This window comes from Algoriphagus sp. A40 (genome assembly GCF_002002735.1).
In the GTDB taxonomy this organism is placed as follows: Bacteria; Bacteroidota; Bacteroidia; order Cytophagales; family Cyclobacteriaceae; genus Algoriphagus.
On sequence record NZ_MUNY01000032.1, the window covers coordinates 13,701 to 29,511 of the forward strand.

Here is a 15,811-nt window from a genome sequence, read left to right on the forward strand (position 1 = left end):
GTGAAAATGGGATGATTTGCCAAAAGTATAAATTATGCACCTATTTCCCAGTCTAGTCAAAAAAAAAGCCCGATCAATCGATCGGGCTTTTGTATTAGTTTGATTATTCTTATTTGATTTCGAAGCTTGCTCTTCTTGCCATTTGACGGGCGTCAGCAGAAGCTTTGTCTACAGAAGTATCTTCACCATATCCTTTGAAGGTAAGTCTAGAAGCATCTACTCCAGAAGCAACCAACAAGTCATAAACTGCTTTTGCTCTGGATTCAGATAATTTCATATTGTAATCTTCAGGACCCAATTCGTCAGCAAAACCTTTTATTTCAACCTTAACACCTGGGTTTTTCTTCATGAAATTCGCTACATATTGAGCGGAGCTTACTGAATATCCAAGTGGCTTATCACTGTCGAAAGCGTAGTAGACGTTTACATAGCCATCGTTAATTGCCTTTTTCAGATAATCAACCTCATCAACAACAACTGTTGTAGGACAGCCGCTTGTAGAAGATGGACCTGGCTGGAATGGACACTTGTCCACGTGGTCAGGAGTTCCGTCACCGTCAGAATCAAGGGTAACACCTGCTGAATTTACTCTAGCTCCAACTGGAGTGTTTGGTTCTTTATCCAGATAATCTGGAACACCATCACCGTCAGAGTCTTTCAGCATATCTTTTATTCCATTGATTTGAGACGCAAGTTCTTCTTTGGTAGCGTACTTGTCAGCGGCGATATACCAATCAGCATGCTGCTCAGCTTTACCCAAGTAGAAGTTCAATCCGATAGTTCCAGTCCACCAAGTGCCGTTTGCACCGTATGGATAAGTTTCTGAAGAACCACCATCAAAAGAAACAGACTGACGACCATTAAGAATAGTGGAAATGTCGGCAACCAAGGCTACCTTGTTTCCCAATTTTACCTGTGGGGTAATTCCAAAGATGAAATTGTAAACATTGTCATCGAAATCGCTGAAAGTATTTTCTTCAGGATTTACCAACCCAAAACCAGCGCCACCGTGAAGTAGCAAACCTAATGTTCTGGTGAAAGATTCGAAATTCATCATGCGGCCGATATTGGCAACACCTTGAAGATCAAATCGGTTGTACTTGGTTTCAAATGATGGGCCTTCCCCATCTACAGATTTGAAAGTTCCGAGACCATAGTCCAATTTCAGACCGAATTTTTCATTGGCCATGTATCGAACGCCAAAATCCACATGGCCAAGATTCAAGGTTGGAGAAAGAAAACCGGTAGTTAAAGGAGCCATCGGTTTATTGAAGCCACCAGTAGCCTCAATGGACCACTTGTTAAATTCCTGAGCATTAGCAGTTAAAGCTAAAGCGCCAGCCATAAGGGATGAGAGTATAAATTTTTTCATGACAAAAAATTTTTGTTCAAATTTTAAGTGATTGATAGATGTGATTACAAATTTATAAACTTTTAATTTACTGCAAATCTAGACGATTTATTTAAATCCCAATCTTAGGATTAAAATTTATCCCGACTTTTTAAATTTTAGACAAGATATTTAATAACACAATCAATGCCAAAATGAAATTTTTGTTTGAATTATTGTCTAAACATAGTGTTTCTGGGGATGAATCCGAAATTTCACGATTTATTCATGATTATGTTCAGAAACGGGCTCCGACCTGGAAAGTTCAGCCTCAAATATATTTTGGAGATGATTTTCATGATTGTCTTCTTTTAAAGTTTGGAGTGCCCAGAACGGGTGTTTTTGCCCATATTGATACAATTGGGTTTATGGCGAGATATCAAAATCAACTAATTCCGGTGGGAGGGCCTGAGATTTCTGAAGGGATTCGGTTGGTTGGAAAGGATACAAAGGGGGAGATTTTGTGCAGACTTTTGGGTGATGATGAAGCATGTTTCCATGATTTTCCTCGAGCCATTGAACGTGGAACCCGGCTTTCCTTTGAACAAAATATCAGAATAGATGAAGAGTTTATTCAAGCCGCTTACTTAGATAATCGCTTGGGGGTTTATAATGCTTTAAAACAATGTGAAACCCTTGAAAATGGGTGGGTTATATTTTCAACCTACGAAGAACACGGAGGTGGGAGTATACCATTTTTACTTAAGTTTATTCAAGAAACAGCACCAATAAAGCAGGCCTTAATTTCTGATATAACATGGATTACAGAAGGTGTTGAATACCATAAAGGAGTGGTAATTTCTATAAGAGATAAATTCATTCCTAGGAAGACTTTTTTAAACAATTTGATAGGAATTGCTGAAAAAAGCGGAATTCCTTTCCAGTTGGAAGTCGAAGCATTTGGGGGAAGTGATGGACGGGAGGTCCATTTTTCTCCCTATCCAATTGATTGGTGTTTTATAGGTGCCGCAGAAGATTTCGTTCATACTCCTGATGAAAAAGTCTCCCTTTTGGATTTAGATTCAATGATCAAGATGTATCGATTCCTGTTGGAGAACCTTTAATTTGAGGATATGAAAAAATTGAGAATACGGGATCTAAACTTTGAATTGTTTATTTCAGAAGGAAAAATCAAGGAAAGGATTGCCCAAATTGCGAAAGAAATCACGCTGAAATTCCAAGGACAAGATCTTGTTTTACTTGGGATATTAAATGGGTCTTTCATTGTAATGGCAGATTTGGCCAGGGAAATTGACCTTTCGGTAAGCTGCGAATTTTTGAAGATTTCTTCGTATTCCGGTACTGACAGTACTGGTGAAGTAAAGTCACTGATTGGACTTTCTGCTGACCTGGAAGGAAAAAATGTCCTCATTGTGGAAGATATTGTTGATACTGGAATTAGCATGAATTACCTCCTTTCCGAGCTTTCAAGGCACAATCCAAGGTGTCTTCAGATTGCTACTTTGCTTTTTAAGAAGCAGGCTTTTAGGTTTAATTACGGTTTGGATTATGTGGGTTTTGAAATTCCCAATAAATTTGTCGTTGGCTACGGCTTGGATTACGATGGCTTAGGAAGGAATCTTCCTGATCTGTATCAACTCAGTACAACTTAAAAAACGACTTCTGGAATGCTGAATATAGTGTTATTTGGTCCTCCGGGTGCGGGTAAAGGCACCCAAAGTGAAAGGCTTATTCAAAAATACGGACTCACTCACCTTTCGACAGGGGATCTTTTCAGAAAACACTTGGGAGAGGGAACCGATCTGGGAAAACTTGCCCGAACATACATGGACAAGGGGCATTTGGTGCCTGATCAGGTAGTGATCAGTATGGTTGAGGATAAAATCAACAGCACCAAGGAAAGCAAGGGCTTTATTTTTGATGGATTTCCTAGAACTACAGCGCAGGCGGAAGCCTTGGATACAATGCTTGGAAATAACCAAATGAAAATTTCAGGAATGATCGCCTTGGATGTCCCAAAGGAAGTTCTAAAAGAAAGAATCAAAGAAAGAGGAAAAACCTCCAATCGTGTCGATGATCAGGATGAAGAAAAAATTAATACCCGGATCAAAGTGTACCTTGATGAGACTTTGCCAGTAGCCAAATACTACGAAAATCAGGGTAAATTCAAACATGTCAATGGTGTAGGAGAGATCGAAGAGATTTTTCAGGAGATATCGGAAGTGATTGATAGCTACTGATTCAGCACAAATACCTAATTTTGCAAACCAAGACTTGGCTAAGCTTTCGGGCTTAGCCTTTTTCTTTCATAAAAAATGGCAGATTCCAACTTCATTGATTACGTAAAATTCTGTTCTCGATCCGGTGCCGGTGGAGCAGGTTCTGTTCACTTTAGACGTGAAAAGCATGTTCCAAAAGGTGGTCCTGATGGTGGCGATGGAGGTCGTGGAGGGCATATAATCCTGCGGGGGAATTCCCAACACTGGACACTTTTACACCTAAAGTATAAAAAACACGTCATCGCAGACTCAGGAAAAGGCGGCGAAGGCGGTAGAAGAACCGGTGCTGACGGAAAGGATATAATTCTCGATGTCCCTCTCGGTACAGTAGCCAAAGATGCCGAAACCGGTGAAAAGCGTTTTGAGATCACGGAAGACGGCCAGGAAGTTATTTTGACTTCAGGTGGTAGAGGAGGCCAAGGCAATGACCATTTTAAGACTGCAACCAATCAGGCACCTCATTTTGCCCAACCTGGGGAGTCTGGAATCGAAGAATGGATTATTCTGGAATTGAAGCTTTTGGCAGATGTCGGATTGGTCGGTTTTCCAAATGCCGGAAAGTCAACTTTACTTTCTTCGATTTCTGCAGCAAGACCAGAGATCGGCGATTATCCATTTACAACACTTGTACCAAATCTAGGCGTAGTAGATTATCGTGGCGATAAATCATTCGTAATGGCTGATATTCCCGGAATCATCGAGGGGGCAGCTGAAGGTAAAGGGCTGGGGATTCGCTTTTTAAGACATATTGAGCGAAACTCTATTTTGCTTTTCTTGATCCCGGCGGATGCGCCAAATATTCAAGACCAATATCGGATTTTGCTCGGAGAGCTGGAGAAATATAACCCTGAATTATTGGATAAAAAACGGCTGTTGGCCATTTCCAAGTCAGATATGCTAGATGCTGATTTGATGAAAGAAATGGAACAAGAGGTTCCCAAGGACCTACCGTATGTCTTTATTTCTTCTGTGAGCCAGTACAACTTGGATAAGCTCAAGGACCTTATCTGGCAGGCGATTCACGCTTGACCAGTGTCACTTTGGCAGAAAAAAAGTTCTGGCAAAGTCATTGATATCCTCCCCCATACCAACTATTGCCAATTTCTATGAAAAATAAAGAACAAGTGGATCAAGAATTAAATCAAGTGGATCAAGAATTAAATAAGGAATCCGACGAACAACTTCTGGAAGCGATGCCGCAAAATGAAGGAGAGACTTCTATGGACGCCGAAATCAAAGAGGCTAAGCTTGAGGCTGAAGTGGCTGAACTAAAAGAAAAATACCTCAGACTTTATTCAGATTTCGAAAATTTCAGAAAACGAACTTCTAAAGAGCGTATTGATCTGATAAAAACTGCTTCTGAGGATGTCTTGAAGGACTTGATTCCAGTAGTTGATGATTTTGAAAGAGCTTTCAAAGCCTTAGAATCTGAAACAGATCTTGTGAAAATAAGAGAAGGTAACCAGTTGATTTTCCATAAGCTTGTCAGAATTCTTGAAACCAAAGGGCTGAAATCCATGGAAGATTTAGCAGGAAAGCCTTTTGATCCCGATACCCAAGAAGCAATTACTTCAATCCCTGCACCTTCCGAAGAATTGAAAGGAGCTGTTATCGATGTAGTCGAGAAAGGCTACACGTTGGGTGATAAAGTCGTGAGATACGCCAAGGTTGTAACCGGAGCATAAAAATATTATGGCAAAAAGAGATTACTACGAGGTACTTGGTGTAACCAAATCCGCAAGTGCAGAGGAAATTAAGAAGGCTTATCGCAAGCTTGCCATTCAATTTCACCCTGATAAAAATCCGGACAATCCCGAAGCTGAAGATAAATTCAAAGAGGCTGCTGAAGCCTATGAGGTACTAAGCAATCCTGAAAAGAAGGCACGCTACGACCAATTTGGTCATCAGGGGCTTGGAGGAAATGGAGGCTTCAGTGGAGGTGGAATGAACATGGAAGATATTTTTTCCCAATTCGGAGACATCTTCGGTGGAGGTGGATTCGGATCGTTCTTTGGTGGAGGCGGTGGCAGACGCACCAAAAAAGGAACCAACCTTCGTGTCAAACTTAAACTCAACCTTCAGGAAATTGCCAATGGAGTTGAGAAAAAAATCAAGGTGAAACGTCACATTGTGGCACCCGGAGTTTCTTTCAAATCCTGCGGAACCTGTCAGGGATCAGGTCAGGTCAAGAAAGTTGTGAATACAATGCTGGGCCAGATGGTCTCAGCAAGTACTTGTGCCGTTTGCGGCGGTAGCGGACAAATCGTCGATAAAAAACCTGCCGATGCTGACTCAAGAGGCTTGATTATTAAGGAGGAGGTTATCTCTATCAATATTCCAGGTGGTGTTGGTGAAGGAATGCAGCTCAGCATGTCCGGAAAAGGGAACGAGATTCCAGGAGGAATTCCCGGTGACTTGCTTATCGTAATCGAGGAAGCGGAGGAGGATGTTCTTCAGCGCGAAGGAAACAATGTGATTTTTGATTTGCATGTTTCTTTCATCGATGCGGCACTCGGGGCTTCTGTAGAAGTGCCTACCATTGACGGGAAAGTGAAAATCAAGATTGACCCCGGAACACAAAGCGGTAAAATGCTTCGTCTGAAAGGCAAAGGCATTAAAGATATCAATGGCTACACCCGAGGAGACCAATTGATCATGGTCAACATCTGGACGCCAACCGAGCTATCCAGAGAGGAAAGAAATATATTGGAATCCTTAAGAAATTCGGAAAATTTTAAACCTGATCCAGGGAAGCAAGACAAATCCTTCTTTGATAAAATGAGGGAGTTTTTCTAAAAGAAATTTAGCCGGAAGTGATTCCGGCTTTTTTTATATTTTTAAAAAACCTTTTCAAAGTCGCCCCGTAACCTTACCGTATGCTGAAAAAACTGTGTCTGCTCATATTCTGGATCATGGTGGGGGCAATTCCCGGTCAGGCGCAATTTGTGAAAGAGTATAAGGTGACAGAGCGGAAAGGCTATGAAATTGTCTACCTCAATTTCTCTTCATATAAAAGCCTCACTCAGCTCAAGAGAGTCATTTCCGCTGATCCGATTTATATCCACGGTCATTTGCTTAAGTCCAACATTCTTCCGGATTTCAAATATTCTGTCCATGACAACATGTTGGATACCAGGCTGGTCCATAAAAATGTGGAGTCTGACAACTTAGGTAAAAGCATAACTTCCAAACTTTTTTCGGACGATACGGATTTTGACCATTCTTGGGATTTGGGACTTGGTTCCAATTTCCTTTACCATTTGGAGTTTAATCTCGGTGTTGGAAGAGCTGATTTTGATCTCGCCCAGATCGCGGTTTCCAAGCTGAAAGTAAAAAGCGCCAGTGCGGATGTGATGATCCATTATGGCACAGAAGTTCCCAACCAAGTGGAAATGGATACGCTTTTGGTCACCTTGAATATGGGGACAGTGGAAGTGCAAAATGCCAACTTTACCAATGCCCGCAAAATGATCATTGAGGTGAACTATGGTAAAATAAACCTCAACTATGGCGATGGATTATCAGGCAAATGCCAAGTGATCGCAGCTGTAAGTGGGGGCAGTATTCACCTTAAACTTCCTCCAGATTCGAATCCTGTCAAAATCAGGATGAAAACCACTCCCATGTGCCGAACCGTTTTCCCGAAATACCTTAAATCAATTGATAAGGAAACTTACATCACGAGGGGATACAAAGCCTCAGACCCCAGATTGTTGGAGTTGATTTTGGACGTGGGTGTGGGTTCGATTACCATCGAATAAATCAGGAATGCTTCAGATTGATCAAATAAATAAATCTTACGAAAATCACAGGGCACTTACAGACGTGTCCCTTTTTGTGCCAAAAGGTGTAATTTTTGGACTATTAGGGCCAAATGGTGCCGGGAAAACCACCCTGATTCGAATCATCAACCAGATCATCGAGCAGGACAGTGGAACAGTCCAACTGGACGGCCGCAAGCTTTCTCCCGATGATATTCGCAAAATCGGGTATTTGCCTGAGGAGCGGGGTCTTTACAAAAAGATGAAGGTCTGGGATCAGCTGGTTTATTTTTCCAGGCTCAAAGGATTGAGTGAAAACGATGCTAAAATCCAAATCAAAAGCTGGCTCGAAAAGCTGGAAATCGGTTCTTGGAGAGATAAAAAAATTGAGGACTTGTCTAAAGGGATGGCCCAGAAGATCCAGTTTATCTCGACTGTAGTTCACCAACCTTCGCTGTTGATATTGGATGAACCATTCTCCGGATTTGACCCTGTTAATGCAGAAATTATCAAAAATGAAATTTTGGAATTGCGGGATAAAGGTACCACAGTGATCCTGAGTACACACCGAATGGAGTCAGTGGAACTGCTTTGTGACCAAGTTGCGATGATCAACAGATCCCGGAAAATTCTCGATGGGACCATCCGGGAAGTGAAAATGAGTTTTAGACCTGAGGTTTTTCAGGTAGCAATTTCTGACCTCAAAAAGGATTTGCCGCAGGAGTGGATTCCAAAATTCGCAAATGATGCTTGGGAATTCACTTTGCCACTTTCAGGTAAAACTCCAAATCAGCTTTTGTCTGAATTAATGGACTTTGGGGAAGTGAACCTTTTTAGGGAGCAAATTCCCAGCATGGAGGAGATTTTTATTCATCAGGTAAAAGCAGCACAAAATGGGTAAAATTTTACTTGTCATTCAGCGGGAGTATTTAGCCAGGGTCAAAAAGAAATCTTTTTTGATCGCAACAATTTTGACTCCCTTGATTTTCCCTGCGATCATGGGTGTGTTCGTGTGGATTGCGTTGGAAGAAAAGGGAAATCAATCTCTTCGAATCATCGAAGTGATCGATGAAACCGATCTGTTTTTCATGGAAAGCTCAGAGCAATATGCGTTTACATCATCGGTAGAGGATCCTGAAGAAGCCAAAAAAATGGTGCAGGATGGGGAGCGCTACGGCTTTTTGCACATACCCAAACTTGATTTGAAAAATCCAAAAGGAATTCAGTTTTACGGTGTGGAAAATCCCAGTTTGACCCTAATGGGGTATCTGGAAAGTGCTTTGAAACAGAAAATTGAGGATCAAAAACTTTACGATCAGGGAATAGATCCCAAAGTGCTGAAGGAAATCCGGACGGATGTTTCGATTCAATCCATCACATTAGGCGATGAGGGTGAGGAAAAAATCAATGACGCCAATGTCAATTATGCCATCGGATTTCTTGCAGGAATTCTGATTTACATTTTCATTTTCGTCTATGGAAACCAGATCATGCAAGGTGTCATTGAGGAAAAATCTACCCGAATCGTTGAAATTCTGGTTTCTTCGCTCAAGCCTTTCCAGTTGATGATGGGGAAAATTGTAGGAATTGGGGCAGTCGGATTGACACAGTTTTTGATTTGGGTAGTTCTGATCGGAACTCTTTCGTCCATTGTGATGGGAGTATTGGGAATGCAGATGCCACAGCAGCAAGCCATGGAAATGGCAAACCCTGAATTTGCTCAAGCTGCACCGGATTCCGGTGAATTAGCATCAATTCTTCAGGTGATTAACGGGATCGATTTCGTTACCTTGGTAGTGAGTTTTATCATCTATTTTCTTGGAGGTTACCTGCTATACGGGGCATTATTTGCGGCAATCGGATCTGCTGTTGACGCACCTTCGGATGCGCAGCAGTTTATGTTTCCAATTACAATTCCCTTGATAGTGGCGTATATGGGCCTTTTTGTTTTTATCCTTCAAGAACCGAATAGTACTACGTCTTTTTGGCTGTCGATCATCCCACTGACTTCACCAATTGCCATGATGGGCAGGATCAGCTATGGAGTTCCATTTTGGGAACTGGCACTATCGATGGGCCTTTTGATGGCTGGTTTTTTGATTACAACCTGGCTTGCCGGAAAAATTTACCGAATCGGTATCCTGATGCATGGCACTAAACCTACCTATAAGATCCTCTGGAAATGGGTAAAAAGCAGTCAATAAAAAAAATCCCGGCCATTTCTGATTTGACCGGGATTTTTGTTTTTATCTGAGGTATGCTGAGAGCATCCAGACGACTTTTTCTTTCTCAGTGATGTAGTCACTCATCAGCGAGGCACTGCCTTCATCTCCGTGCTCATTGGCGGATTCAAGGGTTTTCCTTTCCAAAGTCAACAATTCGTTCAAGTTGTCACGGACGATTTCCACCATTTTTTTGGAGTCCTTTACCTCTTTGGCTTCTTTGATGCTCGAATTTTCAAGGTACTCGCTGTAGGTAGAATAAGGTCTTGCGCCAAGTGTCAGGATTCGCTCCGCCACTGCATCGATTCCTGCATTTGCCACTGTGTACAATTCCTCAAACTTCGCATGAAGTTCAAAGAAATTGGGACCTGAAACGTTCCAATGGAAGTTTCTCAAATTTTGGTAGTAAACCTGATAGTTGGCCAGCAGCTCATTGAGCATTTTTACAAGTGTCTTGGATTCCTTGATTTCTAACCCGATGTCGTTTGTTTTCATGTGATTGTTATTTGCCGCTTAATTGTTTTTTCCTGAATGAATTGACCTAAATTTACTAAATACCGGAAGGAGAAGCTAACTGATAAAATCTATTCCTGACTCATACTATCAATGATGTTTGGGAGTTAATACTCCTGAAAACCACCTCAAGCTGAATGAAAAACCGATTCCAGGACATTACTTCCATCGATTTTTATCAAAACAAAAAGCAAGTCAAATGGCTGGTTTTCCTGGTTTCCTTTTTGATCGGTTCCGGTTCGATTTGGTACACCAATTTGCTTGTTGATGAATTGAGGGAGCGGGAAAGCAGACAGATCCAGCTTTTGTCCTCGGCCTTGGAATATGCCGCCACCACTTCAGAAAACCTCACTTTTATTAATCAGGAAATCATCCAACAGAATTATTCCATTCCCATTATCATGGTCGATTCGGAGGGGAATCCCATCGAATTCAGGAATATCAAATTCAAAAACAAGGCTGATGGCCAGGATTCACTCAAAACTCTGGACAAGGAACTTTTGGAAATGCAGGAAGAATACGAACCAATCTATCTGCAGGAAGCTGACATTCGGGTCTTTTACCGCAATTCGGAGCTTTTGACCAATCTTCGCTATTATCCCTATGTCCAACTAGCGGTCATTTTGGTGTTTGGAGCATTGGCTTATGCGCTCTTTAACCAAAGTAAAATTGCCGAGCAAAACCGCGTTTGGGCAGGACTGACAAAAGAAACTGCACATCAGTTGGGAACCCCGATCGCCTCACTGATGGCCTGGATTGATTACCTCAGAAATTCTCCCGTTTGGGAAGAAAATAAAGAAATCATCCAGGAAATGGACAAAGATGTGGTGAAACTCCGCATGGTGACCGAGCGATTCAGTAGTATTGGCAGCAAACCGATGATCCAGCCTGAAAACCTCTATCAGGTAATCGAAGAGACGATCAATTATCTCCGTCCTCGGATTTCTACCAAAGTGGAACTCCTCATCAATACCGACTCAAGGGACCTCGACGCCTTGATGAATAAACCTCTTTTTGAGTGGGTTATTGAGAATATCTGCAAAAATGCAGTCGACGCCATGAGGGGAAAAGGGAAGATTACAATAAGCGTGTTGCAGGACAGTGACAAGTTTGTGATCGTGGATATTACAGATACAGGAAAAGGAATTGAAAAGCGAAATTTCAAAAAGGTCTTCAACCCGGGATTTTCCACCCGGCAACGGGGCTGGGGTTTGGGACTAACCTTGGCCAAACGGATCGTAGAGGGCTACCACGGTGGAAAGATTTTTGTAAAAAACTCCGAAATCGGCAAAGGAACAACTTTCAGGATCATGCTTTTGGGTAATCTGGAGGATGCCTCGCAGTTTGTGACGGAGGGGATTTTGGAATATTGATATTTATGATTTTTGAATTACGATTTACGAGGTTTTGAAGAACCTCACCTCATTAATCCCCGAAGGTTCAGGCTTTAGAATAAATGATTGAAGTTAGGTTGGACGTCGTAAATCGTAAATCTGAATTCGTAAATCCATTTTCCTTACCTTTGCCCCCTGAAATTCAAAACCCATGAGTTTGACCGAAGAGATCAAAAAACGCAGAACCTTTGCCATCATTGCCCACCCAGATGCCGGAAAGACCACTTTGACAGAAAAATTACTCCTTTTTGGAGGAGCAATCCAGACTGCAGGAGCCGTCAAATCCAACAAAATAGACACCGCTACCAAGTCTGACTGGATGGAAATCGAGAAGCAAAGAGGGATCTCTGTGGCGACATCCGTGATGGGTTTTGAATACAAAAACATCAAGATCAACCTCTTGGATACGCCTGGTCACCAGGATTTTGCTGAGGATACCTATAGGACCCTGACTGCTGTGGATTCCGTGATCATGGTCATCGACTGTGTGAAAGGCGTCGAAATCCAGACCGAAAAACTGATGGAAGTCTGCCGGATGCGAAATACACCGGTGATTTGCTTTATCAATAAGCTCGACCGAGAAGGCCGTGATCCTTACGATCTACTCGATGAAGTAGAGACAAAGCTGGGAATCAACGTTCGTCCGCTTTCTTGGCCGATTGGTATGGGCAAAGGATTCAAAGGAGTTTACAATCTGTTTGATCAGCAACTCAACCTATTTACTCCATCCCAACGGAAACTGAGCGATGACCGACAGGTTTTTGAAAATCTGAATGATCCCCAGTTGGATGGGTTGATCGGGCCTGGCAATGCCAAGCAGCTTCGTGAAGACGTGGATCTGATCGAAGGAGTATATCCTGATTTTGACGTCAATGAATATTTGGAAGGAAAAATCGCCCCTGTTTTCTTTGGGTCTGCCGTGAATAATTTCGGTATCAATGAAATGCTGGACACGTTTATCAAGATAGCTCCTGCTCCAAAAAGTCGGGAAACTGATGTGCGAGAAGTCAAACCTGAGGAATCCAAGTTTTCCGGATTTGTCTTTAAGATCCACGCCAATATGGACCCCAATCACAGAAACCGAATCGCTTTCCTGAGAATCTGCTCAGGGAAATTTGAGCGGAATAAGCCATACAATCACGTGCGGGGACCTAAGCCTTTGCGTTTTTCCAACGTGACTCAGTTTATGGCTCAGGACAAAGAAATCATTGATGAAGCTTTTCCCGGAGATATTGTCGGGCTTTACGATACGGGAAACCTAAAAATTGGGGATACCTTGACAGAAGGAGAAAACATGGTTTTCACCGGAATTCCAAGCTTTTCTCCGGAGATCTTCCGCGAGGTGATCAACAAGGACGCGATGAAAACAAAGCAGCTGGAAAAAGGGCTTAAGCAATTGATGGAGGAGGGCGTCGCGCAGCTTTTTACCTTTGATATCGGTTCCCGAAAAGTGGTAGGAACCGTCGGCCAACTTCAGTTTGAGGTGATTCAGTTCCGTCTGAAAAACGAATACAACGCCACGGTGGAGTTTCACCCGATGAACCTCTACAAAGCCTGCTGGATTAGCAGTACCGACAAAAAGCAGCTCGACGAGTTTGTCCGTTCAAAAAGCCGCTACATCGCCAGAGATCGGAATGACAAGCTGGTTTTTATGGCCGAGTCGAAGTCCTGGCTTCAGATGGTGCAGGACAACTACCCGGATATCGAGTTTCACTTTACTTCGGAGTATTAAGCAAAAACCCTCCAAGAGTTTCAAACTCTTGGAGGGTTTTATTTAAAAGCATTTTCCATAAAACTGGAAAAATATGGAATATGATTCCATATTTTTCCATATTTTTAAAAATGATTTCCAGGAAAGCTGAAGATAAGCTACTTGAACTGGCTACTTATTTTAAGGTAGTGGCCGTTGTTGGGCCACGTCAAACCGGCAAGACTACCTTAGTCAGGTCCATTTTCTCGCATAAACCTTACGTCTCATTAGAAGACCCGGATCAGCGTGAATTTGCATTAGAGGACCCCAGAGGCTTTTTGGCTGGACTTCCCAATGGAGCAATTTTGGATGAAGTGCAGCGAACTCCAGAATTATTCTCCTATCTGCAAGGAGTGGTTGATCCCAATCCCCAAACTGGTCAGTTTATCCTGACGGGATCTAATAATTTTTTATTACAGCAATCCATTACGCAAAGTCTGGCAGGAAGAGTTGGTTATTTGCAACTGCTCCCTTTCTCTTTGGTAGAGCTTTATTCGGGACAAAAAGAAATTCCTTCAGAAAATCAGTTGATGATCAAAGGTGGTTATCCTCCACTTTATGAACCCGGAATTCCACCCGATCTATGGTTTCCAAATTATCTTAGAACGTACATCGAGCGTGATGTAAGGCAAGTGAAGAACATCACAGATTTGATCGTTTTTGAACGGTTCATACGACTGCTGGCTGGGAGAGTGGGACAAGAATTGAATATGGCTGGACTTAGTAATGAAGTGGGAGTGGATAACAAAACCATTCAATCCTGGATCGGAATTTTAGAAAGTAGTTTTTTGATTTATCTCTTGAGACCACATTTTCAAAATTTCAACAAAGTCATTGTCAAACGGCCCAAGATTTATTTCTTGGATACGGGTCTCGTTAGTTTTCTGTTAGGTATCAGCACAGAAAAGCAATTGGATTTTCACCCATTGAGGGGAGCAATTTTTGAAAACTTGGTGGTATCAGAATTGATTAAAGAAAGGACAAATCAAGCCAAAGAAGTCAACCTGTTTTTCTGGAGAGACAAGACTGGTCATGAAATTGACGTACTGATGGACAATGGAAGTGAATTATTTCCAATCGAAATCAAATCAGGGAAAACCATTAATTCGGATTATTTCAAAAACCTGAAATTCTGGATGAGATTGAGTGGGCAAAACAGGGGACTTGTTTTATTTACAGGAATCCAAACCCAATCCCGAACTGAAGGGATAGATGTTGAGAACTGGAAGGAATTTTTATTCAAAAAATAGAAACTCCCCTCTTTATGGCCGAATCGAAGTCCTGGCTTCAGATGGTGCAGGACAACTACCCGGATATCGAGTTTCACTTTACTTCGGAGTATTAAGCAAAAACCCTCCAAGAGTTTCAAACTCTTGGAGGGTTTAAACTTTTAACCTATTCCCGAATTTCCGGCATTTTGGAGTTTTAGCCGCTCGTCTTCCCATCCATGGTCGATATACTCCCAGGAAAAATTTTCCCCTTGTACTTTGATTTGGACAAAGCCTTCCTTGGTGTTGTGTCTTCTGCCTTTCCACCCATTTCCTGCGATGGATCCTCCGGTGAGAAACTCAAACCGGTCATTGACCATGCCGTATTCCTTCCAGTGGATGTGCCCTTGCAGCACCAACTTTAAGTTGTGGTTTTCCAGCAAGCGAAAAACCTCCTGAGAATTTTCCACTCCAACATTTCCTTTTTGCCCTTTTAATTGCCAATGCGTGCTGAGTACCGGAATGTGTGTGGTGACGACTATGGGGGTATTTTGAGAAGTGTTTTTTAGGTCCTCGGCCAGCCAATCCAATTGCTCTGCCTGGAATACTCCTTTATACCCTTTTTCCTCCGTGACGTCGAGGGAATTTAGTACAATGAAATGCCAGCCTTTGTGGTCGAAGGAATAGTAAGTCTTTCCAAAATATCTTTCCCACATCCCATATTTATAATCCGGGTGATCAGCGCCCTCCGGGCTTTCTTCATAGATCGCAAACAAATCATGGTTTCCGATGCAATTGTATGTCGGCATGTTAAATCCCTTGCTCATTTTCTCATAGAGGTCAAAGAGCATTTCACTTCGGGCATAATCCCCACGCATCACATCATAGACTAGATCTCCTCCCGTAATTACAAAATCAGGGTTCAATTCATTCACCTTGTTGATTGCCATCTGAAAACCCAATGGAGCGTTCATTTCGGGTTTGAGGTGAATGTCAGTCAGAAAGGAAAATTCAAAGGAGGTGTCGTTGGAATCTTCTTTTTGTTCTCCCCTTGGCCTTTGGGGCGATAAGGATAAAAATGGCATGCCAGCCACAGCTATTCCTGATGCCTGTATAAATTTTCTCCGGCTCAGATTTCCTGGATTTTCTTTTGCCATGGTTCGCTCGATTTTAGTGGTGGCCTTCTAAGTTCTACCTTCAGCTATTCAATAAAAGACCACTCTCTCGCCCATTATTTTTTGCCAGTTGGTCTTTAAGGTCGAATCAAAGACCTGGCTGCAAATGGTGCAGGACACAACCCGGATATAGAGTTTCGTTTCACTTCGGAGTTTTA

The 15,811-nt window shown here is 42.3% G+C and carries 15 protein-coding genes; 12 read left to right on the forward strand and 3 right to left on the reverse strand.

From position 1 onward, the window contains the following. Positions 1-109: 109 nt before the first annotated feature. Positions 110-1,372, reverse strand: a complete 1,263-nt coding sequence (locus B0E43_RS01120; protein WP_077346225.1) for an OmpA family protein — start codon at positions 1,370-1,372, stop codon at positions 110-112. 173 nt (positions 1,373-1,545) lie between these two features. Here B0E43_RS01120 and B0E43_RS01125 point away from each other — a divergent pair, with 173 nt between their 5' ends. The 9 genes from B0E43_RS01125 (at position 1,546) to B0E43_RS01165 (ending at position 9,595) form a co-directional block, all read left to right on the forward strand. Continuing rightward, positions 1,546-2,454 carry an aminopeptidase gene (locus B0E43_RS01125; protein ID WP_077346226.1) on the forward strand — a complete coding sequence of 303 codons (909 nt, stop codon included), beginning with the start codon at positions 1,546-1,548 and terminating at the stop codon, positions 2,452-2,454. A gap of 9 nt (positions 2,455-2,463) precedes the next feature. Then, positions 2,464-3,003: a hypoxanthine phosphoribosyltransferase gene (hpt, locus tag B0E43_RS01130; RefSeq protein ID WP_077346227.1), complete on the forward strand. Its 540-nt coding sequence runs from the start codon at positions 2,464-2,466 to the stop codon at positions 3,001-3,003. A gap of 15 nt (positions 3,004-3,018) precedes the next feature. Continuing rightward, positions 3,019-3,591, forward strand: coding sequence for an adenylate kinase (locus B0E43_RS01135; protein WP_077346228.1), 573 nt, complete (start codon positions 3,019-3,021; stop codon positions 3,589-3,591). Between the two features lie 75 nt (positions 3,592-3,666). Beyond that, positions 3,667-4,659, forward strand: coding sequence for a GTPase ObgE (obgE, locus tag B0E43_RS01140; protein ID WP_077346229.1), 993 nt, complete (start codon positions 3,667-3,669; stop codon positions 4,657-4,659). Between the two features lie 77 nt (positions 4,660-4,736). Continuing rightward, positions 4,737-5,315 carry a nucleotide exchange factor GrpE gene (locus tag B0E43_RS01145; protein ID WP_077346230.1) on the forward strand — a complete coding sequence of 193 codons (579 nt, stop codon included), beginning with the start codon at positions 4,737-4,739 and terminating at the stop codon, positions 5,313-5,315. Between the two features lie 7 nt (positions 5,316-5,322). Continuing rightward, positions 5,323-6,426, forward strand: a complete 1,104-nt coding sequence (dnaJ, locus tag B0E43_RS01150) for a molecular chaperone DnaJ (protein WP_077346231.1) — start codon at positions 5,323-5,325, stop codon at positions 6,424-6,426. A gap of 80 nt (positions 6,427-6,506) precedes the next feature. Further along, positions 6,507-7,391 (forward strand): hypothetical protein, encoded by an 885-nt coding sequence (locus tag B0E43_RS01155; protein ID WP_254423337.1) that lies wholly within the window; start codon positions 6,507-6,509, stop codon positions 7,389-7,391. Positions 7,392-7,398: 7 nt separating this feature from the next. Further along, a complete protein-coding gene (locus tag B0E43_RS01160; protein ID WP_077346232.1) occupies positions 7,399-8,292 on the forward strand; it encodes an ABC transporter ATP-binding protein in 894 nt (297 codons plus the stop codon). Beyond that, positions 8,285-9,595 (forward strand): ABC transporter permease, encoded by a 1,311-nt coding sequence (locus B0E43_RS01165; protein ID WP_077346233.1) that lies wholly within the window; start codon positions 8,285-8,287, stop codon positions 9,593-9,595. The genes B0E43_RS01160 and B0E43_RS01165 overlap by 8 nt, the downstream gene beginning before the upstream one ends. 42 nt (positions 9,596-9,637) lie before the next feature. Here the strand turns inward: B0E43_RS01165 and B0E43_RS01170 are convergent, their stop codons facing one another. Continuing rightward, complete coding sequence (locus B0E43_RS01170; protein ID WP_077346234.1) at positions 9,638-10,108, reverse strand: Dps family protein; 471 nt, start codon at positions 10,106-10,108, stop codon at positions 9,638-9,640. A 155-nt stretch (positions 10,109-10,263) separates the two neighbouring features. Between B0E43_RS01170 and B0E43_RS01175 the strand changes: the two genes are divergently transcribed. The 3 genes from B0E43_RS01175 (at position 10,264) to B0E43_RS01185 (ending at position 14,520) form a co-directional block, all read left to right on the forward strand. Next, positions 10,264-11,499 (forward strand): HAMP domain-containing sensor histidine kinase, encoded by a 1,236-nt coding sequence (locus B0E43_RS01175; RefSeq protein WP_077346235.1) that lies wholly within the window; start codon positions 10,264-10,266, stop codon positions 11,497-11,499. A gap of 172 nt (positions 11,500-11,671) precedes the next feature. Then, a complete protein-coding gene (locus tag B0E43_RS01180; protein ID WP_077346236.1) occupies positions 11,672-13,252 on the forward strand; it encodes a peptide chain release factor 3 in 1,581 nt (526 codons plus the stop codon). A gap of 110 nt (positions 13,253-13,362) precedes the next feature. Beyond that, positions 13,363-14,520 (forward strand): ATP-binding protein, encoded by a 1,158-nt coding sequence (locus B0E43_RS01185; RefSeq protein ID WP_077346289.1) that lies wholly within the window; start codon positions 13,363-13,365, stop codon positions 14,518-14,520. 140 nt (positions 14,521-14,660) lie between these two features. Here the strand turns inward: B0E43_RS01185 and B0E43_RS01190 are convergent, their stop codons facing one another. Further along, complete coding sequence (locus tag B0E43_RS01190; protein ID WP_077346237.1) at positions 14,661-15,635, reverse strand: metallophosphoesterase; 975 nt, start codon at positions 15,633-15,635, stop codon at positions 14,661-14,663. Between the last annotated feature and the right edge of the window lie 176 nt (positions 15,636-15,811).